This window comes from Burkholderia sp. Cy-637, assembly GCF_011753175.1.
GTDB lineage: Bacteria > Pseudomonadota > Gammaproteobacteria > Burkholderiales > Burkholderiaceae > Burkholderia > Burkholderia gladioli.
The window spans coordinates 1-25787 of sequence record NZ_VWWC01000109.1; the positions used below are offsets into that span (position 1 = coordinate 1).

Annotated in this window: 17 protein-coding genes and 1 pseudogene; 13 read left to right on the plus strand and 5 right to left on the minus strand. The window is 71.0% G+C overall.

Annotation, left to right across the window (positions count from 1 at the left end):
* Together F3J10_RS24165 and F3J10_RS24170 are read left to right on the plus strand one after the other, a co-directional pair.
* Positions 1-701 (plus strand): VRR-NUC domain-containing protein (locus F3J10_RS24165; protein ID WP_167219593.1); only part of this gene is annotated, 701 nt, incomplete at its 5' end.
* Complete coding sequence (locus F3J10_RS24170; protein ID WP_167243151.1) at positions 698-3118, plus strand: ATP-dependent DNA helicase; 2421 nt, start codon at positions 698-700, stop codon at positions 3116-3118. The genes F3J10_RS24165 and F3J10_RS24170, both read left to right, overlap by 4 nt.
* Positions 3119-3142: 24 nt before the next feature.
* Here the strand turns inward: F3J10_RS24170 and F3J10_RS24175 are convergent, their stop codons facing one another.
* Together F3J10_RS24175 and F3J10_RS24180 are read right to left on the minus strand one after the other, a co-directional pair.
* Positions 3143-4411, minus strand: coding sequence for an acyl-CoA dehydrogenase family protein (locus F3J10_RS24175; RefSeq protein ID WP_167243152.1), 1269 nt, complete (start codon positions 4409-4411; stop codon positions 3143-3145).
* A gap of 174 nt (positions 4412-4585) precedes the next feature.
* Positions 4586-6082, minus strand: coding sequence for a PLP-dependent aminotransferase family protein (locus tag F3J10_RS24180; protein WP_167243153.1), 1497 nt, complete (start codon positions 6080-6082; stop codon positions 4586-4588).
* A gap of 472 nt (positions 6083-6554) precedes the next feature.
* On the opposite strand from F3J10_RS24180, the gene F3J10_RS24185 reads away from it, so the two are divergent.
* The 10 genes from F3J10_RS24185 (at position 6555) to pelG (ending at position 22431) form a co-directional block, all read left to right on the plus strand.
* Positions 6555-7226, plus strand: a complete 672-nt coding sequence (locus F3J10_RS24185; protein ID WP_025098932.1) for a class I SAM-dependent methyltransferase — start codon at positions 6555-6557, stop codon at positions 7224-7226.
* A gap of 222 nt (positions 7227-7448) precedes the next feature.
* Positions 7449-8399: an aldo/keto reductase gene (locus F3J10_RS24190; protein ID WP_025098931.1), complete on the plus strand. Its 951-nt coding sequence runs from the start codon at positions 7449-7451 to the stop codon at positions 8397-8399.
* Between the two features lie 374 nt (positions 8400-8773).
* Complete coding sequence (locus F3J10_RS24195) at positions 8774-9013, plus strand: hypothetical protein (protein WP_167243154.1); 240 nt, start codon at positions 8774-8776, stop codon at positions 9011-9013.
* 126 nt (positions 9014-9139) lie between these two features.
* Positions 9140-12022: a bifunctional glycoside hydrolase 114/ polysaccharide deacetylase family protein gene (locus F3J10_RS24200; RefSeq protein WP_240155700.1), complete on the plus strand. Its 2883-nt coding sequence runs from the start codon at positions 9140-9142 to the stop codon at positions 12020-12022.
* Positions 11997-16151, plus strand: coding sequence for a tetratricopeptide repeat protein (locus F3J10_RS24205; protein WP_167243155.1), 4155 nt, complete (start codon positions 11997-11999; stop codon positions 16149-16151). Before F3J10_RS24200 ends, F3J10_RS24205 begins: the two co-directional genes overlap by 26 nt.
* Positions 16152-16172: 21 nt before the next feature.
* On the plus strand, positions 16173-16724 hold the full coding sequence (locus F3J10_RS24210; RefSeq protein WP_167243156.1) for a penicillin-binding protein activator LpoB: 552 nt from the start codon (positions 16173-16175) through the stop codon (positions 16722-16724).
* 70 nt (positions 16725-16794) lie between these two features.
* Positions 16795-18306 (plus strand): PelD GGDEF domain-containing protein, encoded by a 1512-nt coding sequence (locus F3J10_RS24215; RefSeq protein WP_167243157.1) that lies wholly within the window; start codon positions 16795-16797, stop codon positions 18304-18306.
* Positions 18293-19462, plus strand: coding sequence for a sugar ABC transporter permease (locus tag F3J10_RS24220; protein WP_167243158.1), 1170 nt, complete (start codon positions 18293-18295; stop codon positions 19460-19462). The genes F3J10_RS24215 and F3J10_RS24220 overlap by 14 nt, the downstream gene beginning before the upstream one ends.
* Before the next feature lie 8 nt (positions 19463-19470).
* On the plus strand, positions 19471-21045 hold the full coding sequence (pelF, locus tag F3J10_RS24225) for a GT4 family glycosyltransferase PelF (protein ID WP_025101241.1): 1575 nt from the start codon (positions 19471-19473) through the stop codon (positions 21043-21045).
* 15 nt (positions 21046-21060) lie between these two features.
* Complete coding sequence (pelG, locus tag F3J10_RS24230) at positions 21061-22431, plus strand: exopolysaccharide Pel transporter PelG (RefSeq protein ID WP_167243159.1); 1371 nt, start codon at positions 21061-21063, stop codon at positions 22429-22431.
* 64 nt (positions 22432-22495) lie between these two features.
* Here the strand turns inward: pelG and F3J10_RS24235 are convergent, their stop codons facing one another.
* The 3 genes from F3J10_RS24235 to F3J10_RS24245 form a co-directional block, all read right to left on the minus strand.
* Positions 22496-23542 (minus strand): hypothetical protein, encoded by a 1047-nt coding sequence (locus F3J10_RS24235; protein WP_166916561.1) that lies wholly within the window; start codon positions 23540-23542, stop codon positions 22496-22498.
* Positions 23543-23614: 72 nt separating this feature from the next.
* Entirely contained in the window at positions 23615-23881 is a 267-nt protein-coding gene (locus tag F3J10_RS24240; protein WP_025101238.1) for a RebB family R body protein, read from the minus strand.
* A 134-nt stretch (positions 23882-24015) separates the two neighbouring features.
* Positions 24016-25038 carry a sensor domain-containing diguanylate cyclase gene (locus F3J10_RS24245; protein WP_345791232.1) on the minus strand — a complete coding sequence of 341 codons (1023 nt, stop codon included), beginning with the start codon at positions 25036-25038 and terminating at the stop codon, positions 24016-24018.
* 461 nt (positions 25039-25499) lie between these two features.
* On the opposite strand from F3J10_RS24245, the pseudogene F3J10_RS24250 reads away from it, so the two are divergent.
* Positions 25500-25787: pseudogene (locus F3J10_RS24250) on the plus strand (hypothetical protein); the annotation flags it as partial.

Genomic DNA, 25787 nt, shown 5'->3' on the forward strand with positions numbered 1-25787 from the left:
TCCGCGCCGGGCGGCCCGTCGAGCGCCTCGCCGCGCTGGCGCCGGCCGCGCGCGAGACCCTGGTGCTGGCGATCCCGCAGGTCCCGCATTCGGTCGAGACGGCGGTCGGCGCGCACCTGAGCGGCGCCGGCGCGGTGGTCCATTACGTCGAGAACACGCTGATCAACTCGCTGTTCGGGCTGCTGTGCTGGGACGCCGTGTTCGCGGCCGTGCCCGGCGCCTTCTTCCACCCGTTCCAGCGCGGCCCGGCCGACCTGCACGCGCCCGATTTCCGCGCGCGCCGCGCGGCCGGTTTCGAGGCCTGCCTGGCCGAACTCGAGAGCGGCGCCTATCGCGACACGATCCTGCGCCGCTATCGCGAGAAAGCCGGGCTGCAGTCGCCCTTCGTGTTCTGGGGCGCGCTCGACGACGGCCTGCTGGCGTTGGCGCTCGACTGCATCGACGCGCGCCATCTGCGCCGCTGCTTCGAACGCCTGCTCGACGACCCGCGCGGCAACCGCTCGGGGCTGCCCGACCTGATCCGCTTCTGGCCGGCCGAGCGCCGCTACGAGCTGATCGAAGTGAAGGGCCCCGGCGACCGCCTCCAGGACAACCAGATCCGCTGGCTCGACTACTGCGTGGCGCACGGCGTGCCGGTGCGCGTGATCGATGTCGAGTGGGCGGATGCCGATGTGGATGCCGAAGCGGAGCCGGGCGCATGAGCTACACCGTCGCGGTGCGCGCGATGTGCGAGTTCACCGCCAAGAGCGGCGATCTCGACCTGCGCTTCACGCCGGCGCCCTCGTCGCAGGAGGGCATCATCGGCCACGGCATCGTCACCTCGCGCCGCGACGACGGTTACGAGCGCGAGATCGCGCTGGCCGGCGAGCATGGCGAGGTGGCGGTGCGCGGGCGCGCCGACGGCTACGATCCGGCGCTGAACCGCCTCGAGGAGATCAAGACCTATCGCGGCGACCTGAACCGCATGCCGGCCAACCATCGCGCGCTGCACTGGGCGCAGGCGCGCGTCTACGGGCATCTGCTCTGCAAGATGCGCGACCTCGCGAACCTGACCGTGGCGCTGGTCTATTTCGATGTCGATTCGCATCGCGAGTCGGTATTGACCGAGACGCACAGCGCCGACTCGCTGCGCGACTGGTTCGAGTCGCAGTGCGAGCGCTTCGCCGCGTTCGCGGCCAGCGAGGCCGCGCATCGCGAGGCGCGCGACGCGGCGCTGCGCGTGCTGCCGTTCCCGCACGGCAGCTTCCGCAGCGGCCAGCGCGCGCTGGCGGCCGACGTCTATCGCGCCGCGCGCGACGGCCGCGCCTTGCTGGCCCAGGCGCCGACCGGGATCGGCAAGACCGTCGGCACGCTGTTCCCGATGCTGCGCGCCTGCGGCGACGGTTATCTCGACCGCGTGCTGTTCCTGACCGCCAAGACCCCGGGGCGCGCGCTGGCGCTCGATGCGCTGGCCTTGCTGCGCGCCGCGCACGAGGGCGCGGCGGCGGATGCATCGACGGCCGATCCACCGCCTGGGAATGCGTCATCCGAAGCCGCAGGTGATTTGCCGTCCGAAGCCTCATCGCCCGAAGCCCCACCTGATGAGCCGGCTGCAGGGGCGCCCCCCACCGCCGCGCCGCTGCCGCTGCGCACGCTCGAACTGGTGGCGCGCGAGAAGTCCTGCGAGTATCCGGACCGCGCCTGCCACGGCGAATCCTGCCCGCTCGCGCGCGGCTTCTACGACCGGCTGGGCGGCGCGCGCGCCCAAGCGCTGGCGCTACGCACGCTGGACCGCGCGACGGTGCGCGAGGTGGCGCTGGCGCACCAGGTCTGCCCGTATTACCTGGCGCAGGAGCTGGCGCGCTGGAGCGACGTGATCGTCGGCGACTACAACTACTACTACGACGGCAGCGCGCTGCTGCACTCGCTGGCGGTGCAGAACCAGTGGCGGATCGGCGTGCTGGTGGACGAGGCGCACAACCTGCTCGACCGCGCGCGCGGCATGTACAGCGCGACGCTCGACCAGTTCGTGCTGGCCGACGCCAAGCGTCACGCGCCGCCCACCCTGGCCGCGCCGCTGGAGAAGCTGAACCGCGAGTGGAACGCGCTCAACCGCGAGCAGGAAGCCGCCTATCTGGTGATGGACACGGTGCCTTCGGCGCTGCTGCTGGCCGCGCAGCGCTTCATCGGGCGCGTCAGCGAGGTGATGGCCGATGCGCCGCTGTCGATCGAGCCGAACGTGCTGCAGTTCGCCTTCGACGCGATGCACTTCGTCAACCTGGCCGAGCAGTTCGACACGCATTCGATCTTCGACGTCACGCGCGTCGAGGGCGAGGCGGCGCGCCAGCGCGGCTCGCGCGGCGGGCGCGCGAAATCGGTGCTGTGCGTGCGCAACGTGATCCCGGCCGATTTCCTCGCGCCGCGCCATGCGCTGGCGCGCGCCACCGTGCTGTTCTCGGGCACGCTGACGCCGTTCCACTTCTACCTCGACACGCTCGGCCTGCCCGAGGCGACCCCGGCGCTCGACGTCGAAGGGCCGTTCCGCGCCGCGCAGCTCAAGGTGACCGTGGCCGGGCACGTGTCGACGCGCTGGCGCGACCGCGAGCGCTCGCTGGCGCCGATCGTCGAGCTGATCGCCAGGCAATACGCCGAGCGGCCCGGCAACTACCTCGGCTTCCTGAGCAGCTTCGACTACCTGCGCCGCATCGTCGAGCTGATCCGCGAGACGCATCCCGAGCTGCCGGTCTGGATGCAGGAGCGCGGCATGGACGAGGCCGCGCGCGACGCCTTCCTGGCGCGTTTCCGGGAAGGCGGGCAGGGCATCGGTTTCGCGGTGCTGGGCGGCGCGTTCGCCGAGGGCATCGATTTGGTGGGCGACAAGCTGATCGGCGCCTTCATCGCCACGTTGGGGCTGCCGCAGGTCAACGAGGTCAACGAGCAGATGCGGCGCGCGCTGGAGGCGCGCTTCGGCAGCGGCTACGACTACATGTATCTGTTCCCTGGCATGCAGAAGGTGGTGCAGGCGGCCGGCCGCGTGATCCGCACCGAGCACGACGAGGGCGTGGTGCACTTGATCGACGATCGCTACCGGCGCCGCGAGGTGCAGCGGCTGCTGCCGCGATGGTGGCGGGTGGAGTGACGATCGTCTGGGGCCTGCCCGGGCTCAGGCCGCCTGCTTGCGATCCGCCGCGGCCGATGCGGCGACCGCGGCCGGCGTTCCCACCTTCCAGACGAAGGGCGGCTCGGTGCCGTTGACCGAGCGATCGCCCACGATGCGCGCCTTGTAGACCACCGGATTGTGCGAGGACACCGTGCGCGCGTTGCGCCAGTGACGGTCGAGATCGCTCGCCTCGCGCGTGGCCGAGGCACCCAGCGCGTTGAACAGATGGGTGGTCGCGCGCAGCACCAGCTCGGTCACCACCACCTGCCCCTGGGCCGATTCGAGCTCGGCGGCGAGGTTCGCGGCATGTTCCCCGGGGCTGTCCGAACCGTCGTGCAATGCATAGGCGAGTTGCGCCGGCTCGGCCGCGCGCAGCGCGATCGCCTCGGCGGCATAGGCCCAGGACGCCACCTCGCCGACCACCTGCAGGATCTGCGGATCGTCGCCGGCGCGCGTGCCGTTGCCGTGGCTGTAGACGCGCCGCCGCTCGCGCACCAGTCGCGCGGCGTCCTGCTCGGCCGCGCGCGCGATGCCGGCCAGCGTGGCGAGGTGGAACAACTGGTAGAAGGCGGTCTGGTAGCGGAAGCGCCGCGAGAACTCGACCAGCCCGTGCGGATCGACGCGCGCCGCCTGGAAGCGCGTGGTGCCGCTGCCGGTGGTGCGCTGGCCGAAACCGTCCCAGTCGTCGACCAGGCTCACGCCGGGCTGGGCCGTGGCGACCGCCGCGATCACCGGGCTCAGGTCTTCGGCGCGCTGCGCGTAGACGTCGATCCAGTCGGCGAACAGGCTGCCCGTCGTATAGAACTTCTCGCCGTCGACCACCCATTCGCCATCGCGTCGCGACACCTTGGTGCCGGCCTCGCCGAGCGCCGCCTCGCCGATCTCGCTCCAGGCATTGCCAACCAGTTGGCCGTCGACGAAGCGCGCCAGCCAGGTGTCGCGCGCCTCGCCGGGCTCGGCGTTGAGCCAGTCCTCGACGAAGGCGAAATGGCCGCGCAGCGCTTGCGGCAGGTTCGAATCGGCGGTGCCCAGCTCGATCAGCAGGCGGAACAGTTGCGGGATCGAGGCGCCGGCGCCGCCGGCCTCGGCCGGCACGCGAATCGCGCCGAAGCCGGCCTGCTTGAGCCAGCGGATCGGCTCGACCGGCAGCTCGCGCCGGCGGTCGCGCGCCACGGCGCCTTCGGCGATGCGCGCGAAGATCGGCCGGAAGCGCGCGGCCAGCGTCTCGTAGTCGGTGCCGGTGGACAGCGCGGGAGGGGCGGTGCGGGACATGGGGCGTTCCTTGCGGGGGGACCAAGCCCGATTTATACGAAGCCGCGCGCGGCGCTGGCAACCAAGCAGTTCGGGGATCGATATTCCGGGCAAGGGAAAAGCGTCGGCAAGGGACCCGGCGCGGGCTCCGGGATGGATGCCGCCGCCGTGCCCACCCCGGCGGCAAGCGCCCGTTCAGCCGCGGCGTTGCACGGCCGGATCGGCCAGCAACTCGCCGAGCGTGCGGATCGCGCGCTCCAGCTCGTCCGACCAGGGATGGCCGAAGTTCAGGCGGATGCAGTTGGCGAAGGCATGCGAGGCCGAGAAGATGGGCCCCGGCGCGAGCCCGACGCCGCGCGCCAGCGCGCGCGCGTGCAGGGCCATCGCGTCGATCTCCTCGGGCAGTTCGATCCACACGAAGTAACCGCCTTGCGGGCGGGTCCAGCGCACCTCGCGCGGCAGCCAGCGGGCGATGGCGCACGCCAGCGCCTCCAGCTGGGCGGCCAGCGCCGCGCGCAGCCGGCGCAGATGGCGGTCGTAGCCGCCGTGTTCGAGATAGTCGGCCAGGCCCGCCTGCACCGGGATGCTGGCCGAGATGGTGGTCATCAGCTTGAGGCGCTGCACGCGCGCCGCGTAGCGGCCCGCCGCCGCCCAGCCGATCCGGTAGCCCGGCGCCAGCGTCTTCGAGAAGGAACTGCAGTGCATCACCAGGCCATGGCGGTCGAAGGCGCGCGCCGGCAGCGGCGCGCGGGAGCCGAAATGCAGCTCGCCATAGACGTCGTCCTCGATCAGCGGCACCTGGTGGCGCGCCAGCAGCTCGACCAGGGCGCGCTTGCGCGCATCGGCCAGCAGCGCGCCGGTCGGATTCTGGAAGCTGGTCATGAACCAGCAGGCGCGGATCGGATGGCGCGCCAGCGCCTCGGCCAGCGCGTCGAGGTCGAGGCCGCGTTCGGGATCGACGGGGATCTCCACCGCGCGCAGGTCGAGCCGCTCGATCGCCTGCAGGGCCGCGTAGAAACCCGGCGCCTCGACCGCCACCACGTCGCCCGGCCGCGTGACCGCCATCAGGCACAGGTTCAGCGCCTCCAGCGCGCCGTTGGTGACCACGATCTCGTCGTGCGGCTGGGCGATGCCCAGGCCCAGGTAGCGCAGCGCGATCTGGCGGCGCAGCGCCTCGTTGCCGGGCGGCAGGTCGACCACCGTGCTCCACGGGTCCAGCTCGCGCGCGGCCGTCGCCAGCGATTTCGCCAGGCGCGGCAGCGGGAACAGTTGCGGGGCGGGGAAGGCCGAGCCGAGCGGGGCGATGTCGGGGCGCTTGACCGCGTCCAGCACCGAGAACACCAGTTCGCTGATGTCGACGCGGGTGGAGGGCGCATGCGCGCGGGCGTCGTCGCCGGCAACGGCCTGGGGCCCGGCCGCGGCGGCGGAGCTGGCAGCCGCCGCCGCCAGGCGCGCACCCGGCGCGACGTAGTAGCCCGAGCGCTCCTGGGCGCGGATCAAGCCCCATTCCTCGAGCAGGTAGTAGGCGCGGAACACGGTCGACTGGCTCACGCCGTGCTGGGCGATGATCTGGCGCAGCGAGGGCAGGCGCGCGCCGACCGCCACGTTGCCCGAGCGGATCTCGTCGGCGAGCGCGTGCGCGAGCGCCTCGTAGCGCGTGGTCGCGGCGCTCGGGCCGGCGCGGCGGCTCATCGGGAACGGGCGCGCTGGGAGCAGGGCGCGGGCAGGCGGGGCATGGCGTGGAGGCGGAAACGTCGGTCGGCGCATTGTAGGGGATCGATCGCCGATCGAACAACGCGGAATCGATCGAGGGGGCCGCCGCGGGACGCGACATCGGGCTTGAAAGGGGGCTCGGATCGGGGCGGCACGACGAACCAAGCCGGTCGCGAGTCGAGCCGGCGCGAACCGGATGTGGCTCGAACCAATCGCGGCTCGAACCAGGCATGGCGCCGAACCAAGCACGGCCCCAAGCAAGCACGGCCCCAAGCAAGCACGGCCCCAAACAAGTACGGCCCCAAACAAGTACGGCCCCAGCAAGCACCACCCCAAGCAAGCACCACCCCAGCCGCTCCGCCCTTGCGGCGCGGGCCGGGCGAACGCTATGCTGATCGCCCAAGCGCCGCCGGCCCGCCCGGCCCGATCGATCTTCCAGGGAGACACCTCCATGCCGTTTTCCGCCGGTTCCTTCGACGCGGTCACGGCCGCGCTGCTCGCCGCGGTCGCGCCCTCGCGCGTGCTCGACATCGGCTGCGGCGCCGGCAAGTACGGGCAGATGGTGCGCGCGGCGCTGCCCGAGGCGCGGCTCGAAGGCGTCGAGATCGAGCCGTCCTATGTCGAAAAGTACGGCCTCGACCGGCTCTACCAGCCGCTGCACCTGATGAGCGCCACCGAGATCCCGGCGCGCATGGTCGACGAGATGTTCGACCTGACCATCATCGGCGACTGCATCGAGCACCTGCCGAAATCGGCCGGCCTCGACCTGCTCAACTTCCTGACCTATCGCTCGGCCTACACCGTGATCGTGCTGCCCGAGGCGGCGATCCAGAATTCGGTGGACAACGTGCTGTCCGAGGCGCATGTCTCGGTCTGGTCGGAGCGCGACTTCGGCTGGCACGACAACTGGGCCTGGGCCCAGGTCTGGCAGATGCAGTATTTCATCCTGCGCGGCTACGCGCCCGCCCGCATCAGCCTGGCCGACCTGGTCGCGACGCTGCATGCGCGCCAGTTCGTGCTCGAATACGACTGGGTGCGCGCGCCGCTGGCCTTCACCCACGTCAACCACACCAAGCTGGTGCCGACCGGCGACGGACGCAGCGTCTACTGGCGGCAGCAATAGCCGCGAGGCCGGCCGCGCATCGACAGGCGGCGATGCGCCTTTGCGCCGGCTGCCGGCGGCGCGCTCGCCTGCCGGCCTTCCCAGCGCAGCCCATTTCCATTTCAGGTTTAATCGCTTGGTCGCGCCGATGCGCGGCACTAGCATGGCGCATCGGCTCTCATCGCGCCGCCTGCCGCGCCTCGCGCGCCCGGCGGCTTCAACGACTCCATGGAGGACAGACAGATGGCAAGGCGTTCACTCGGCAACTCGGAGATCCAGGTCTCGCCCATTGCGTTCGGCGGCAACGTGTTCGGCTGGACGGCCGACGAAGCCACCTCGTTTTCGCTGCTCGACGCGCTCGCGGACCACGGCATCAACTTCATCGACACCGCCGACGTCTACTCGGCCTGGGTGCCGGGCAACCAGGGCGGCGACTCGGAAACCATCATCGGCAAGTGGCTCAAGCGCAGCGGCAAGCGCGACAGCGTGGTGATCGCCACCAAGGTCGGGCTGCTCGAGGCGCGCGCGGGGCTGTCGCGCGAGAACATCCTGAAGGCGGCCGACGATTCGCTGCGCCGCTTGCAGACCGATTACATCGACCTCTATTTCTCGCATCGCGACCTGGCCGACACGGCCTCGCTGGAAGAGACCCTGGGCGCCTATCGCAGCCTGGTGGAGGCGGGCAAGGTGCGCATCATCGGCGCCTCGAACTACAGCGGCGCGCGGCTGCGCGAGGCGGCCGAGATCAGCCGTCGCGACGGCCTGCCGGCCTACCAGGTGTTTCAGCCCGAGTACAACCTGTACGATCGCGCCGAGTACGAGAGTGATCTCGAGCCGGTGGTGAAGGAACTGGGCCTGGGCGTGATCAACTACTACGCGCTGGCCAGCGGTTTCCTGAGCGGCAAGTATCGTTCCGAGGCCGATTTCGGCAAGAGCCAGCGCGGCTCGCGCGTCGAGAAGTACCTGAACCCGCGCGGCCTGCGGATCCTCGAGGCGCTCGACGCGGTGGCCGGGCGGCATCGCTCGACGCCGGCCTCGGTCGCGCTGGCCTGGCAGATCGCGCGGCCGAGCATCACCGCGCCGATCGCCAGCGCCACCTCGCTCGAACAACTGAAGGCGCTCGGCGAGGCGATCCGCCTCGAACTGAGCGCCGCCGACGTGCGCGAGCTCGACGAGGCCAGCGCCCCGGCCTGAGCCGCCCAGGCCGATCCTCATCCGCCGTGGCCGGCCCGCATGCGCTCGCATGGGGCCGGCGCGGTGTCTTTTACGGCGCTTCAGCCGCCCGCTCTCGAGCCCGGCCCGGGCACGGGAACTGCTCATCGCCCGCCCGTCCATCGTGCTTCGGGCGAGGCTCGCGAGCCGGTCATTCATCAGCTTTATCGCCGACGATGCGCGCGGCGTTGCATGCGCAACCATCCCGTCATCTGGATGTTTCCGGGGCGAACAGCCCGAATCGCGCGAAGATCGGTCAGCCCGCCACGATGGCGATATCTCCTTGGCTATTTTTTACCGATCGCCATGAATGATTTATCGAATGCCGGATGAAATGATTCATTCGAAATCGTTGAATGGCGCCGGCCGATCATTTCATTCGCGTCGATACCGGCGCTACGCGCCGCCGTACCGGGATTCGCGGATTCGGCGACGATCTGCTCGGCAATGACGCAGCATCCATCGCGTTCGGCAAGTCCTGGACAACATTGTGTCGTCACTGTGACGCTTTTCGGCAAATGGATTTGCCATCATTCGTTATTTGGCTAGAATCGCCGTATTCAAAAAAAGGGCGGTCCGGTGGCGCCATGCCATGACCTTGTGGTTTGCCCGCTTGCCGATCGACGCACTGGAAATCGATGACGAGACGCCGCCTGTTCGATAAGCGGGAGCCAGACTCCCGCAACGACGCCGCCGATACGAGATACGCCCGAGCCGCACGAATGGCGCGCATCATGCGCCGCTGGTTCGGCGTGGCCGCGTTGCTGGCGTCGAGCCTGGCGAGCGCGCCTGCCGCGCTGGCCGCCGACGATGCACCGACGGCCCAGGCCGCCGCGCCCGCGGCATCCGCTCCCGCCGTTCCCACCGCCGTCCCGCTGAAGTCCGCCGCGCAACCGTCCTTCGCCCTCTATTACGGCAAGCAGCCTCCCGTCGAACTGCTGTCAGCCTACGACGCGGCGGTGGTCGAGCCCGACAGCGGCTTCGATCCGCTCGCGCATCCGCTGCCGCACACCACCTGGTTCGCCTACGCGAGCGTGGGCGAGGTGCTGCCCTCGCGCGACTATTACGCGAGCATCCCGAAGAACTGGTTCGCCGGCAGCAATGCCGCCTGGGCCTCGCGCGTGATCGACCAGGGCCAGCCCGACTGGCCGGCCTTCTTCGTCGATCACGTGATCCGCCCGCTGTGGGAGAAGGGCTATCGCGGCTTCTTCCTCGACACGCTCGATTCCTACCAGCTGGCCGCCACCACCGACGAGGCGCGCGCGCGCCAGCAGGCCGGGCTGGTCGCCGTGATCCGCGCGATCCGCGCGCGTTATCCGGCCGCGAAGCTGATCCTCAACCGCGGTTTCGAGATCCTCCCGCAGGTGCACGACCAGGTCTACGCGGTCGCCTTCGAATCGCTCTATCACGGCTGGAACCAGGCCCAGCAGCGCTACGTGGCGGTGCCCCAGCCCGATCGCGACTGGCTGCTCGGCCAGGCCAGGACGATCCGCTCGCAATACGGCCTGCCGGTGATCTCGATCGACTACTGCGCGCCCGGCGATCGCTCCTGCTCGCGCGACGCGATCGAACGGATCCGCGGCGACGGCCTGGTGCCCTATGTGACCGACGGGGCGCTGGCCACCATGGGCGTGGGCGCGGTCGAGCCGCTCAAGCGCCGCATCCTGGTGCTGCAGGACCCGCCCGCGCGCACCGACCTGAACGTCTCGCCGGGCGTGCGCTACCTGGCCATGCCGCTCAACTATCTCGGCTACCAGGTCGACTACGTGGACGCGCGCGGGGAACTGCCGGGCGGGGCCTTGTCGGACCGCTACGCCGGCATCGTGCTCTGGCTCAACAACGACGTGCCGCGCGGCGCCGCCTATCGTGCCTGGCTCGAGGCGCAGGTGGACGCGCACATGCCGATCGCCGTGTTCACCTCGTTCGGCACGCCGATGGACGTGCAGCTCGCGCGCAAGCTCGACCTGACGATGGTGGACGGCGCGCCCGCCAAGGGCCGCCTCGAGGTGGAGAACTACGACCCGCGACTGATGGGTTTCGAGATGAAGCCGATGCCCGATCCGCGCGACTACACGGCGGTGCGGGCCGGCGCGCAGAGCCGCTCGCTGCTGCGGCTGCGCTCAGGCGCCTTCGAGATCGACGGTGCGGCGCTCACGCCCTGGGGCGGTTACGTGATGCGGCCGTTCGGCGTCTACTCGCTGGGCGCCGTCAACCAGTCGCGCTGGGTCACCCAGCCGCTCGAATTCCTGCGCGCCGCGCTGCGCCTGCCGGCCGACATGCCGGTGCCCGACACCACCACCGAGAACGGCCGCCGCCTGCTGATGTCGCATATCGACGGCGACGGTTTCGCCTCGCGCGCCGAGTATTCGACCGCGGCCATGCCTAACGCCCCGGCCACGCCGCTGTATTCCGGCGACGAGCTGTACCGGTTGCTGCGCGATTCGGGCATGCCGACCACGGTTTCGCTGATCGAGGGCGAGGTGAGCGACGATGGCCCGTATCGCGCCTTCGCCGCGCATCTGCGCGGGATCGGCCGCAAGCTGTTCGAGCTGCCGAACGTCGAGGTGGCCACCCATACCTACACGCACCCGCTGCAATGGATGCGCGTGACGGGGCTGGGCGTGTCCGACGACGACGCGCCGGCCGAGGGCGGCGGCACCGCGAGTTCCAGCGGGCTGTCGATCGACATCCCCGGCTACCGCTTCAGCATCGACCGCGAGGTGGGCGGCTCGATCTCCTATATCGACCGCGAGATCGCGCCGGCCGCGAAGCCGGTGAAGATGGTGCTGTGGAGCGGCGACTGCCAGGTGCCCGCGCCGGTGCTGAAGGCGGCCTACCGCGCCGGGGTGCTGAACATGAACGGCGGCGACACGCTGATCACCCAAAGCTACCCGAGCTGGACCGCGATCGCGCCGCTGGGCGTGATGAAGGACGGCTACTACCAGGTGTTCGCGCCGAACCAGAACGAGGAGCTCTACACCGACCTCTGGCACGGCCCGTTCTACGGCTTCACGCGCGTGCTGGAAACCTTCGCGATGACCGACGCGCCGATCCGCTTCAAGCCGATGGACATCTACTACCACATGTTCTCGGGCACCAAGCTGGCCTCGATGAAGGCGCTCGAGACCATCTTCAAGGCGGTGCTGGCGCAGCCGGTCACGCCGGTGTTCTCGTCGGACTACGCGCGCAAGGTGCTCGACTCGCTGGACATGAGCATCGCGCGCGACGGCGATGCCTGGGTGATCCGCGATGCCGGCCGCCTGCGCACGGTGCGCCTGCCGGCCGGCAAGGTGCCGGACCTGCGCGGCGCCACCGGCGTGGCCGGCTACGCGCCGGGCCCGGGCGGCACCTACGTGCACCTGAGCGGCAGCCAGGCGCGCTTCGCCGTGATCGACGCCGCCCAGGCGCCGCGCATCCCGTACCTGGCCGACGCGAACGGCTCGCTCGACAACTTCGAGCGCAACGCGCGCGGCTTCTCCTTCGACCTGCATTCGCTGATCGCGCCGCAGTTCCGCCTGGCCAATGCCGGCGCCTGCCGCGTCACCCGCCATCCGCTTGCTTCCACCCCTTCGAGCCTGCATGTTGACGTCGCCTGCGACATCTGAGCGCCAGCGGTTCTTTCCGCTGCCCGTGGTGCTGGTCCTCGGCGTGCTGATCGGCGCGCTGCTGCTGCTCGCCTATCCGCGCAGCAAGCTCGACGTGCGCGTGCTGGCCGGCACCGACAGCCTGTCGATCGCCTACCTGGAAGCCTGGCTGCGCATCGAGCCGAACAATGCCGAGGTGCAGGCGGTGCTCACGCGCGCCTACCTGCGCGGCGGGCGCAGCGCCGACGTGGCGCGCATGCTCGACCGGCTCGATGCCGCGCAGGATGCGTCGGCGCGCCAGAACGCGCTGGCGATCCGCATCTCGATCGCGCAGCGCAAGCTCTACGCGCTCAAGCCCGACGATCCGGCACGCGCGGCACGGATCCGCGAACTCGACGCGCTGCTCGCGCAGGCGGTGGACCGCCCCTGGGACCTGGAGGCGCTCGGCGCCCTGGCGCGCCAGGCGCGCGGGCTCGGCGACAACGCGCTGGCCGGCCGCTATTACGCGCGGCTCGCGCAGCAGGATCCGGCGCATGCCGAGGCCTGGCTCGCCGAGCTGGCGGCCACCCGGCTCGGCGGCCAGGACTATCGCGCGGCCGCCGATGCCTGGTTCGCGCTGCAGGCGCGCGCCGCCACCCGGGCGGCGCGGCGCGATGCCTTCATCGCCGGCGTCAAGGCGCTGCAGTCGGGCAACGACATGGGCGGCGCGATGGCCGCCGCGCAGGCGCACCTGGGCGATCTCGGCGACGATCCCGACACGCTGCGCTTCCTGTCGAACGTGGCGCTCGCGGCGGGGCGGCCCGATCTGGCCGCGCAGTATGTGAAGCGCTTGCTGCAGGTGCTCGGCGATGCCGGTGCGCAGGCCGGCGCGATGCGTCTCGCGAGCCTGCGCCTCGACGGCGCCATGGCCAGGGCGCTTACGGTTCAACGCTCGGGCGATGGCGCCGGCCCGGCGGCCGTGCACGCCGGCGGCGCCGAGCACGACCAGCCGCTGATCGCCCATCGCAACGACCAGGGTCTGTGGCTGCGCGCGGCCTGGCTGCCGGCCGTGAAGCGCCGCGCGCTGCCGCTGCGCGATGCGGCGGCGCGTTCGGGCGAGGGCGTGCAACTGTTGCGGATCGCCTCGACCACCGCCTCGGCCTCGAGCGCGGACGGCAAGGTGGTGACGGGGCCGATCTCGGGCAGCGCGCCGGCTTCGGCGAACGCGCCCGCCGCGCCGGCGGACGCCACCAGCGCCACGGCCACGCCAGCCGTGCCGGCTTCGCCGCCTTCCGCCGCGGCGACCGACGCGGCCCCGAAACAGAAGGCCGGCGATGCCGATTTCGCGCTGGCCTATCGCGTGTTCCTGGCCGCCGGCGATGTCGCCAGCGCCGAGCGCGTCGCGAACCAGGCGCTCGAGCGCGACCCCGGCGCCGCGAGCTGGCGCGAACGGCTCGCCCAGGTGGCGGAATGGAACCACCATCCCGACGTGGCGCTGGCCAACTATCTCGCGCTCGCGCAATCGCGCGGCGACGCCCATGCCTGGCAGCAGGTGGCGCGGCTCGCGCCGGGCCTGAACGACCAGCGCGCGATGCTGGCGCTGACCCTGCACCAGGCCGATACCAGCCCCGGCGACATCAAGCGGCTCGACGCGGTGGTCAACGCCTACGAGCTGAACGGCGACCCCGACGGCGCGCTGCGCTTCCTGCAGGCGCGCTTCAAGGGACCGCTCGGGCGGCTCGCGCGCGAGCGCTACGCCACCGAGGCCGAGCGCAAGGGCGACGACGACCTGGCCCTGCGCAGCTGGCAGGACCTGGAGCGCGACTACGGCCCGAACGCCGGCTACGCGCTGAAGATCGCCACCATGCTCTACACGCGCACCCGCTTCGACGCGGCGCTGGCCGCGATGAACGAGGGCAAGCGCGGTGCCACCCCGGCCGACCAGGATTTCTGGCGCTTCTACGCGCTGCTCGGCACCACCACCCAGCAGCAGCACGACACGGGCGCCGGTTATCGCGAACTGCTGGCCAGCGGCAAGGCCGGCCGCGACGACCTCGAGGCGATGATCGGCTTCTACGACGACACGCCGATCGACGCGGCGCGCCTGGCCGAATACGGCTACCGGCAGACCGGCAACGTGCGGATGCTGACCCAGGCGATCTATTACTACGAGCGCGCCCACGCGCGCGGCCGCATCGCGCCCTTGCTGGCCTCGTTGAGCGCGGAGCAACTGGCGGCGGCCGAGCAGTCGGCGCCGTTCCTGCTGGCGCGCGCCCAGTACGAGCGCGACGCGGGCCGCCAGCAGGACGTGGCGCGCGACGTGCAGCGCGCGCTGGCGATCGCGCCCGACAGCACCGAGGCGCAGGTCACCTGGCTCTGGTACCTGAACGATCGCGGCACCGAGGCGCAGTTGCGCGACACGATGAGCCGCTACGGCGCCCATGCCGAGAGCGACGCGCCGCTGTGGCCGCCGATGATCGCGGCCGCGCTGCGGCTCGGCGACGGCCGCATGGCGCTGCATTACCTGCGCAAGCAGGCCGACGCGAACCGCCAGGATCCGCTCTGGCGCCTGACCTTCGCCGATGCGCTCGAACTCGACGGCCGCGCCGACGATGCCTGGCAGTTGCGCAAGTCGACCTGGGTCGAGCTGGCGCGGCGCCGCCGCGACCCGAACGCGGCGCCGCTGCCCGAAGCCGAGCGCGAGGACCTGGCCGGCCGTTTCGTTTCGCTGACCACCCAGTTCGCCAACGGCGACCAGTCGCGCGCGGTGCTGATCGCGATGCTGCGCGCCGACGCGGCCGGCGACGGCGAAGATGGCAATGGCGGGCCGGGCGGCGCGGCCTATCAGTCGCAACTCGGCGATTTCGCCATGCTGCCGCCGCTCAAGCAGCAGGCGATCCGGCGCGAGCAGCGCGTGGTCTCGGCGATCGCGCGCGAGGCCGCCGTCTCCTGGGCGCAAGCCCAGCAGGAACCCGATCTCGAACATGCGTGGCTGACCAAATTGTTCATCGATCGCAACACGCGCCCGGTCTATGCCGAGGCGCAGCTGGCGATCGACGAGGGCGACGTCAATACGCTGAACCGCCTGCTCGACACGCTGCCGGACCTGATCCCGCGCCAGAACCGCGTCGACGCCCAGGCCCTGACGGGGCGCCTGACCGACGCGCAATCGACGGCCTACCAGTCGCTGATCGCCACCCCGCACGACGACGTGATGCAGCAGCAGTTGCGCGACAACCTGATGAAGAGCGCGCAGTCGGTCGATGTCTCGACGCGCTACAGCAACCAGGGCGCGCTGCGCTACAACGAGCAGAGCGCCTCGGTGGGCGCGCGGCTGACGCCCTCGCAGAGCGTGCGCCTCACTTATCGCCAGCGCGAGCAGTCGAGCGACGCGGCCACGCTGCCGCACATCCCGAGCCAGGACCGCGTGCTCAGCGCGATGTACCGCCACCAGGGCCAGGACGACCAGGAAACGCTGACGGTGGGCCGCCGCGAGGCGCTGCGCGATATCACCACCGCGCGCGTCGACGGCCGGGCGCGCCTGAACTCGAAGCTCACCCTGAGCTACGCGGTCGGCTACAACCAGGACGCGACCGAAACCACGCAACTGATGGTGGGCGGCGTCAAGGACCTGGCCTCGGTGGGCCTGAGCTACCAGTTCGATCCGCATTGGTTCGGCAGCGGCCGCTACGAATACTCGCGCTTCCACGGCCAGGACCGCACCTATTTCGGCGACGGCCACCTGCTGGAGCTGAGCGCCGGCTACAAGATCAAGGCCGACTATCCCGACTACACGATCCGCGCGGTCTTCACGCACGGGCAGTACAGCAACGCCGGCGGCGTGCCGGGCGCGCGGCTGGCGGCGATCCTGCCGGCCGGCACGCCGCCCACCGCGGCCGCCTTCATGCCGCAGACCTTCACGCAGGGCGCGCTGCTGTTCTCGTTCGGCGACGACCTGCCGGAAACCTATTCGAAGGGCTGGCGGCCGATGTTCTCGGCCGGCCCGGTGCGCGACTCGCGCGCGGGCTGGACCGGGCAGGTCGAGCTGGGGCTCGCCGGCAGCGTGTTCGGCGGCGACCAGGCCTTGCTGTACGGGCTGTATCAAGGGGCGTCGTCGAACAGTTCGACGTCCGTGAAGGAAATCGGCGCGCGGTACCGCTGGCTGTATTGAACGCAATCTGAGGAGAAACGCATGAACACGAAGCACGCATCGCGGCACCTGCGGGCCGTCGCGCTGGCCGGCGCGGTCACGCTCGCGGCGGCCGCGCTGGGCGGCTGCGCGGTGCTCGACCAGAGCGCGGCGATTCCCGCCGCCAAGGGCGAGACCTGGACCGTCCTGCCGATCGCCAACCACACCGAGACGCCGCAGGCCGGCCAGCGCGCCGGCTCGATCGCGCAGAGCCTGCTGCGCACCTTCGGCTACCAGAACCTGGTGACCTACCCGGGCGGCGGCGACGACGAGACCTTGTTCGACCCGGCCAAGCCCGATGCGCAGCAGAACGCGCTGAACTGGGCGCGCCAGCAGAACATCCACTACGCGCTGACCGGCTCGGTCAACGAGTGGCGCTACAAGGTCGGCGTGGACGGCGAGCCGGCCGTCGGCCTGAGCTTCGACGTGATCGACGTGCAGACCGGCAAGGTGGTCTGGACCGGCACCGGCAGCCGCACCGGCTGGAGCCGCGACGCGCTGTCGGGCGTGGCGCAGAAGCTCGAGCGCGAGCTGCTCGCGCCGCTCGGCCGCTGAGCCTCCATGGATTGGCGGGCGAGGGCGGGGCGGTGATGAAACCGATATCGACATCGATCAGGCGGTGGGCATGAATACGCAGGCAACCGGGCCGGACCCGGGCGAGCCGCGCGCGGCGCGGCAGTCGCGAACCGTGCGCGCGACCGGCGCGGCGGCATGGTGGAGCACGCTGATCGCGCCGCCCGAGGGCAGCGCGCGACGGCGCACCGTCGCGCTGCTCGAGACGCTCGGCTTCACGCTGATCGCGATCGGCCTGTGCCGCGCCTTCTCGGCCGACGATCCGCTGCTGATCCACAGCGGCTTCGGGTGGATCTGGCTGGTGCCGGTGGTGGTCTCGCTGCGCTACGGCTCGGTGGCGGGGCTGGTATCGGGCTTCGTGCTGCTGGCCGCCTGGTATCTGCTGTATCCGGCCGTGCCGGTGCCGGTCGTCACCGCGGTGGCAGCCGGCACGGGCGGCGCTAGCGCGGTGTTCACCGGCGACACGGTGCTGAGCCGGCCGTTCCCGGTCGGCTTCTTCTTCGGCGGTTTTTTCCTCACGCTGCTGACCGGCCAGTTCGGCGACATCTGGATGTCGCGGCTGCGGCAGAACCGGATCGCCAACGACTACCTGTCCGAGCGCCTGTCGATCCTGACGCGCAACCAGTTCATGCTGCGGCTCTCGCACGAGCGGCTCGAGCAGGACCTGCTGAGCAGCCCGGCAACGCTGCGCGATTCGCTGGCGCGGTTGCGAGCGGTGGTGTTCGAGCAGTTGCCGAGCCCGGCCGAGCAGGGCGATCTCGCGCTGCGCGGCGCCCAGGCCTTCCTCGACGTGGCCGCGCAGGCGGTGCAGCTCGAGGTGGCCAGCGTGCACGCCTGGCGGCAGGGCGCGCCGGCGGCCGAGGCGGCCGCCTCGGTGGGCGGCGCCGGGCCGCTCGACGTGCACGATCCGCTGGTGCGCGAGGCGATCGAGACGCGCCGGCTGGTGCATGTCGACGCGCAGGCGCATGCCGGCGCCGCCGCGATCGGCAGCCGCTACCTGGCCTGCGTGCCGCTGCTCGACGTGAAGGGCGAGCCGGTGGGCGTGGTGGCGATCGAGCGCATGCCGTTCCTGGCGCTCACCCGCGACAACCTGCAGTTCCTGCTGGTGCTCTGCAGCTTCTACGCCGACGGCGTGCGCCATGCGGAGGTCTCGCACGAGATGCTGAGCGCCTTCCCGGCCTGCCCGCAGCGCTTCGCGCTCGACTACGCGCGGCTGGTGCACTTGCGCCGCGATTCGCAGGTGCTGTCCTCGGTGGTCACCCTGGTGTTCGACAACGACGAGCAGGGCGCCGCGCTCTGCGAGCACATCGTGCGCACGCGCCGCGCGCTCGATTCGCAGTGGGAGGTGATCGGCAGCAGGCGCCGCGCCGTGCTGACCCTGATGCCCTTGTCCGGCGCCAGCGGCGTGGACGGCTACCTGCTGCGCATCGAGGACAACCTGCGCGCGCAGTTCGGCGTCGATTTCGAGGCGGCCCACGTGGCGGTGTATTCGATGAACGTGCCGGCCAGCGAGCCGATGCGCCCGCTGGTCAAGCTGATGGAGCACTGCGGTGTCGCCGGCTGAGCCGCGCCGGCCCGATCCGGCCAGCCCGCGCGCGCCGGCCGGCGACGCGCTCGGCGCGCTGCTGGCCGTGCTGACGCTGGCGCTCGGCATCGCGCTGCAAGTGCTGGCCTGCCTGCTGACGCTGCGCAGCCTGCCCGATCCGTCCGCGCAATGGTTGAGCGGCCTGCCGGTCGATGCCGGCGCCGCGGCCGCGGCGGCCGAGGCCAATACGCGGGTGTTCGCGCTGTGCCTGCTGGTGCAGCTGCTGGCCGCGCTGTTCGCCGCCACCGGCAGCGCGCGGCTGCTGCCGCGCCGGCTCAGGCCCGTTACCTGGCGCGGCCTGCTGCTGCTCGGCTTTCTCGACTTCGCGGTGCCCCTGGGCGGCATCCTCTGCACGCTCGGCGCCTTCCTGCTGTCGCGCGTGCTGCCGGCCAACCGCGCGAGCCTGGCCGTCAACACGGTGGAGGAGCCCGAATTCGCCGAGTACCTGATCGGCTCGGTGTCCTACGGCCGCGGCGCGCGGCTCAAGGCCGAGCTGCGCAATGCCGAGGCCAGCGTCGATTTCCGCATGACGGCGCTGCTCGCGATGCAGTCGCTGCCGGTGCGCACCGTCTCGCCGATCCTGCAGGAGATGCTGGCCGACCCGCTCGACGACATCCGCCTGCTGGCCTACGGCAGCCTGGAGAGCAAGGAGAAGGCCCTGACCCAGCGCATCACGGCCGAGCGCGCCGTGCTCGACGCGCCCGGCGGCGCGGCGCGCTCCGGCGTCGAGCGGGCCCGCTCGAACAAGGTGCTGGCCGAGTTGTACGGCGAGCTGATCTACCAGCAACTGGTGACGGGCGACGTCTACGACAACGCGATCTCGCAGGCCGAGCGCTACGCCGAGGCGGCGCTCGCGCTGATCCCCGAGGATGCCGCGCTGTGGCGCTTGCGCGGCCGGCTGGCGCTGCTGCGCCGCGAGCTCGACGCGGCCGACGCGATGCTGCAGCGCGCGATCGACTGCGGCTTCCCGCGCGACCGGCTGCTGCCCTACCTGGCCGAGGCCGCCTACTGGCGCCGCGATTTCCCGCGCGTGCGCAGCCTGCTGGGCGCGATGGACCGGCATGCCGTCACGCCGACCCTGCAGGCCGCCCTCGATTTCTGGCAACCGGCCGCCGCCGGCGCCCCCCGCGTATGAGTTCCACCATGACCACACCGGCCACGCCCGCGCTGCCGCGCGCCACCTCCGCCGACGTGCTGCTGCTGCTCGAGGGCACCTTTCCCTACGTGAGCGGCGGCGTGTCGAGCTGGGTCAACCAGATGATCCGCGCCTTCCCGGAGCACAGCTTCGCGCTGTGCTTCCTCGGCAGCCGCCCGCAGGACTACGTCAAGCAGCAGTACGCGCTGCCCGACAACGTGGTGCACCTGGAGACCCACTATCTCTACGATTTCGCGCCGCCGCCGCTGGTGAAGAAGATGGGCGGCGACGCCGAGGCCTTCGCGCGCTCGGCGAAGCTGCACGAGACCATGCGCAACCCGGCGATGCGCGAGGTGGGCGCGCAACTGCTGAAGTCGATGCTCACGGACCTGAAGCCGGGCGGCGCGCTCGGCGAGGACGCCTTCCTGTATTCGAAGCAGGCCTGGGATTTCCTCACCGACCAATACCGCAAGCACTGCACCGATCCGTCCTTCGTCGACTACTTCTGGACCGTGCGCATCATGCACAAGCCGCTCTGGCAGCTCGCGCGCGTGGCCGAGGGGCTGCCGGCGGCCAAGGTGCTGCACACCGTGTCGACCGGCTACGCGGGTTTCCTCGGCGCGCTCGCGCATTACCGCAGCGGGCGGCCGCTGCTGGTTTCCGAGCACGGCATCTACACCAAGGAGCGCAAGATCGACCTGTTCCAGAGCGAGTGGATCCGCGACAACCGCAGCATCTTCGAGCGCGACGTCTCGCAGGTCGGCTATTTCCGCGATCTCTGGGTGCGCTTCTTCCAGGCCCTGGGCCGCGCCTGCTACGACGCGGCCAGCGACATCATCGCGCTCTACGAGGGCAACCGGCAGCGCCAGATCCTCGACGGCGCGCCGGCCGCGCGCACCGGCACGATCCCGAACGGCGTGAACCTGGCGCGTCTCGCGCCGCTGCGTGCGCAACGCGCCGCGGCGGTGCCCAAGACGCTGTGCCTGATCGGCCGGGTGGTGCCGATCAAGGACATCAAGACCTTCATCCGCGCCATGCTGACCGTGCTGCGCCGCATGCCCGAGGCCGAGGCCTGGATCGCCGGCCCCGAGGACGAGGATCTCGCCTACGCGCAGGAATGCCGCGCGCTGGTGGACAGCCTCGGGCTCGCGGACAAGGTGAAGTTCCTCGGCTTCCAGAAGATCGACGAGTTGCTGCCCAAGTGCGGGCTGCTGGTGCTCAGCTCGATCTCGGAGGCGCTGCCGCTGGTGGTGCTGGAGGGCTTCGCGGCCGGCGTGCCCTCGGTGACCACCGACGTGGGCTCCTGCCGGCAGTTGATCGAAGGCCTGCCCGGCGAGGACGCGGCGCTCGGCGCGGCCGGGCGGGTAGTGCAGATCGCCGACCCGCGCGCGCTGGCCGAGGCCGCCATCGAGCTGTTCCAGGACGACAACTGGCACGCCGCGCAGCGCGCCGGGGTGGCGCGCGTGGAGCGCTACTACACGCAGGAGCAGATGATCGGCGCCTATCGCACGCTGTACCGGCGCCTGGCGGATGCGCCGGCGCAGCCGGCCGCGGACGGGCCGCCGGCCCGCGCGGCGCACTGAGGAGGGCGGCGAGCCATGGCCGGAATCGGATTCGAGCTGCGCAAGATGCTCCGTCGCAACACGCTGACGGGGCTGATGCAGGCCTATACCTACGCGGGGCTGATCGGCGCCGGGCCCTGGGTGCTGTCGATCGTCGGGATCCTGTTGATCGGCGTGCTGAGCGTGCCCTTCGTCAAGCCGAACGGCGCGGTCACGCAGTTCCAGGTGTCGGTCACCTACCTGATCGCGGTTTCGCTGGTGCTGACCGGGCCGCTGCAACTCTGGTACACGCGCTTCACCTCGGATCGCCTGTTCGAGAAGCGACGCGAGCTGGTGCTGCCGAACTTCCACGCGGTGATGCTGGTGGTGACGGCCGCCTCGGCCCTGATCGGCGCGCTGCTGGCGCTGTTCGCGTTCGGCGGCCAGACCGCCGGCTACCGGCTGCTGATGCTGGCCGGCTTCGTGGTGATGAGCAATATCTGGATCGCCACCATCTTCCTGTCGGGCATGAAGCGCTACGTGGCGATCATCGTGGTGTTCTTCGTCGGCTACGCGGCCACCGCGCTGGCCGCGCTGGCGCTCAAGGGCTTCGGGCTGACGGGCCTGCTGGCCGGCTTCGTGGCGGGCCAGACGGTGCTGCTGTGCGGCCTGCTCGGGCTGATCTACCGCGATTTCGACAGCGACCGCTTCATCTCCTTCGAGATCTTCGAGAAGCGCTACCGCTATCCCTCGCTGATGCTGATCGGTTTCCTCTACAACCTCGGCATCTGGATCGACAAGTTCATGTTCTGGTACTCGGCGGGCACCGGCCAGCCGGTGATCGGGCCGCTGCGCGCCTCGATCATCTACGACATCCCGGTGTTCCTCGCCTACCTGGCGATCATCCCGGGCATGGCGGTGTTCCTGCTGCGCATCGAGACCGACTTCGTCGAGTACTACGACGCGTTCTACGACGCGGTGCGCGAGGGCGCCTCGCTGCAGCACATCGAGCGCATGCAGCGCGCCATGGTGGAGGCGCTGCGCGAGGGCGTGTGGGAAATCCTGAAGATCCAGGGGATGGCCGCGCTGATCCTGTTCGCGGCCGCGCCGACCCTGCTGCACTGGCTGGGGATTCCGGCGCTCTACCTGCCGCTGCTCTATATCGACGTGATCGCCGCCAGCATGCAGGTGGTGTTCATGGGCATCATCAACGTGTTCTTCTACCTCGACAAGCGCCGCATCGTGCTGTGGCTGGTGGGCGCCTTCGTGGTGCTGAACGTGGTGCTGACCGCGCTGACGCTGGCCTCGAATCCCGCCGCCTACGGCTATGGCTTCGCGCTCGCGCTGTTCGTGGTGATGCTGGCGAGTCTCTACTGGCTCGATCGCAAGCTCGACACGCTCGAATACGAGACCTTCATGCTGCAGTGAGCGCTGCCGTCAGCGCTTCGTGCGGGCAGGCCCGGCCTGCGCCCGGGACGCCCGCCTCGGTGACTCAGCCGACGGCGCCCGGGTGGAACGCGGACAGCGACACCACGCCGTCCGGCGCAAGTTGCAGCACCGCCTGCCGCGCGCCGTGCTCGATGCGGAACGAGCAGGTCGCGCCGTCCTGGCCCATCACGCCGCGCTCGACCGGGTTCGCCGCCAGCAGCTCGCCGGCCGCCGCCAGGTAGCGCTCCACCAGGTGCCGCGCCTCGTGGGCGGCCTGGTCGCGGTAGCCGCCATGGCGGACCATCTGCTGCGCGCCGCGTGAAAGGCGCGCGAAACCGAGCATCCGCCCTTGCCGCAGCCAGGCCTGCACCGCGGCGGCCACCGCCGACGGGCCGACCAGCCCGCCGACCTGCGGGCAGTCGAGCGCGCCGAACAGCAGCGGCAGCAGCGCCTGCACCGCCGAGCGCGCCGCGTCCCGGCGCTGCGCCGCATTGGTGGCGGCGTGGTTGCCGAGACCGTCGACGCGGTCGAGGTAGAGCCGGAAGTAATCGCAGAATTCCTGGGGCGTGCGCGCCATCTCGATGCCGAAGGCCGCCGCCTCGCGCTGCAGGTATTCGGCATGGCCCGCCAGCTCCGGCAGTTGCCCGAGCGCGGCCAGCGCCAGGCTGCCGTCGAGGTCGAGGGCCTGGAACAGCGGCGCGGTTTCCACCCCCAACTGGGCCAGCCAGCCGGTGCCGGTGGCGAGTTCCTCGCGCGGCAGCAGGTGATGCGCGTCGAGCACCGCGCGCGAGCGCGACACGGCGAAGTCCGAGTCGTCGCCGGCCTCGACGATCGCCAGCGCGCGCAGGTCGGCCAGGCTCAGCGTCAGCAGCTTGACCGGGCTGACCAGCAGTTGCAGCGTCGGCAGCAAGGTCAGCGGCGAGGCGTGCAGGCCGCGTTGCACGCCGTCCAGCAGATGCGTCTCGTCGGGGAACTCGTAGCGAGCGCTGGGCGAGGCGACGGCCCAGGCGAGCCACTCGATGCCGCCGTCGACGAAGGCGAGCGCGATCCGCGAGGGTTCCGACAAGCTGCCGAGGCCTTGCTGCAGCCGGCCTGAAACGATGACGGTCATGGGTGACTCCTGCTGGATGGAAGCGCGGGCGGCGAGCCGGGCGGGGCCTCGGCCTCGCCGGCGCCGCGCCGGTCATTGGAAGATGCGCGTCGTGGCTTCGCCGGTAGCGGCGGTGTCGATCGAATACAGCGTGGCCACGCCCATCACGGTGGCGGCCTGGGCGGTGATGTTCTGTTGCTGCTGGGCCGTGGTGGCGTTGTGGGCGGCGTTGGCGAGCGCCTGCTCGGTCGCCGCGAAGAGATTGCCCATCGCGATGGCGGGGGCATCGCCGAGCACCCCGGTATCGGCCTGGGTGACGGCATCGGTGATCTGCTTGTCGACGGCGGTCGGGAATGCCATGTTCGCTGCTCCTCGGTGAGGCGGCGCGAGCCGGCGCGCGCCGCGCGCACATGGTGGCACGTCGGGCCGGGCCGCGCCAGCGTGTAAACCTGGGCCCGGGCCCGGGCTTCGCGCGTCGGGGCGATTGCCGGCCTTCAGCGGCCGTCGCTGCCCTTGCGCTGGCGCTTGGTGGCGTACATGGCCTGGTCGGCGCGGTCGATCAGGCCCGTCATGTCGACTCCGTCGTCGGGCAGGATCGCGATGCCGACGCTCACGCCGAGATCGAGCTGGTGGCCCTCGAACTCGAAGGGCTCGGCCACCGTTTCGGTCATCCGCTCGCTCTGCCGCTCGGCATCCAGGCGGCCGCCGATGCCGGGCAGGATCACGCCGAACTCGTCGCCGCCCACGCGCGCCACCGTATCCGAGCGCCGCACCGAGCGGGCGATGCGCAGCGCCGCCTCGCGGATCGCGGCGTCGCCGGCGCGATGGCCGAAGCGGTCGTTGATCGGCTTGAGGCCGTCCAGGTCGAGGTTGAGGATGCCGAGCGCGCCTTCCGAGTGCTGCGCCACCTGCACCGCCTGGCGCAGGCGGTCGTAGAACAGCGCGCGGTTGGGCAGGCCGGTCAGTGCGTCGTGGGTGGCGCGCAGGTAGAGCTCGTTGGTCTCGTTGTGGGCGGCATGGAACATCGCCGCCGCGATCAGCTCCGACATCAGCTTCAGTACCTGGATGTCGGCCTCGTCGAAGGCGGCGACCTCGGGCGACATCACCTTCAGCACGCCCACCGTGGTGTCGAGGTGGCGCAGCGGGGTGACCAGCATCGAGCGCAGGCCGACGCGGCGGCAGGCGGCGCGGTCGACGCGATCGTCGGTTTCGGAATCGTCGCAGCGCATGATCTCGCCGGTCTGCACGCACAGGCCCGACAGGCTGCCGGCACGCTTCAGGCGCAGCCCGAGCAGGTCGGCGGCGATGCCGGCGGTGGCGCGGTAGACCATGTCGTCCTGCTCGGCGAGTTCGATCACCGCGCCCTGGGCGCCGGTCAGGCGTCGGCCGCGTTCGGCGACGAAGGCCATCACGCTGCCGAGATCGAGGCCGAGTTTCGCGATCTCGGTCTGGGCGTGAACGATTTCGAGCAGCGTTTCGGCCGAAGGGGAGGACGAGGGCGGAGGCTGGAGCGACACGGAGCTTTCCTGCGTGGGGATGCCTGGGCGCGGCGGCCGATCGGCGGGCGCGGCCGGCATCGGGTGGAACCGGAGCGATCGCGCGATGCTCGCCGGTGGACTGGTGCCGCGCTTGCGCGAAGCATAATGCAAATCGGGCCGCCGGTGAGCCTCCTGGCGTGAATGTATCGATGCAGCCCGGGCGGCATCGATGCGGGCGCCGGCCCGGCTTCTTTTCGTGACGATATCGGCCGGCGCGAAGCCTTGTGGAAAGGTGTTTTCGAAAGCCCGTTGAAGTGGCTTCGAAGGCTTGGGGCGCGGTCGCGTTTTCCTCATACGCGAAAGCGCCGCGGCGGTTCGCGTGGCGATGCCTGGGTTCGCGGATGTACGTTCCGCTGGATCGCTTCGTGAAATGCTGGACCGATTCATGCCGCGCGGCGGCATCTCGTGCAGCAGGTCCAGTCCACAGGAGCGGTGCGTCAATGGTCAGTCTCGTCAACGGTAACTTCAGCATGGGCCCGGGCCCGGTGATCCCTTCCGCCAGCGGGCCGCTGGGCGGCGCCGCGCAGCCCGGCGACGCCTCGGCGCTCGGCGGCGCCGATCCGCAGACGCTCGGCGCGGTGCTGGGCATGCTGATGCAGGCGCTGCAGCAACTGCAGGCCGCCATCGGCAAGGGGGACGACGGCGGCAGCGGCGAGGGCGCCCCGGGTGGCGCGCCCTCGATGCCGGCGGGCTCGTCCCCGGCCGGCATGCCGGCCGCGGGCAACGCC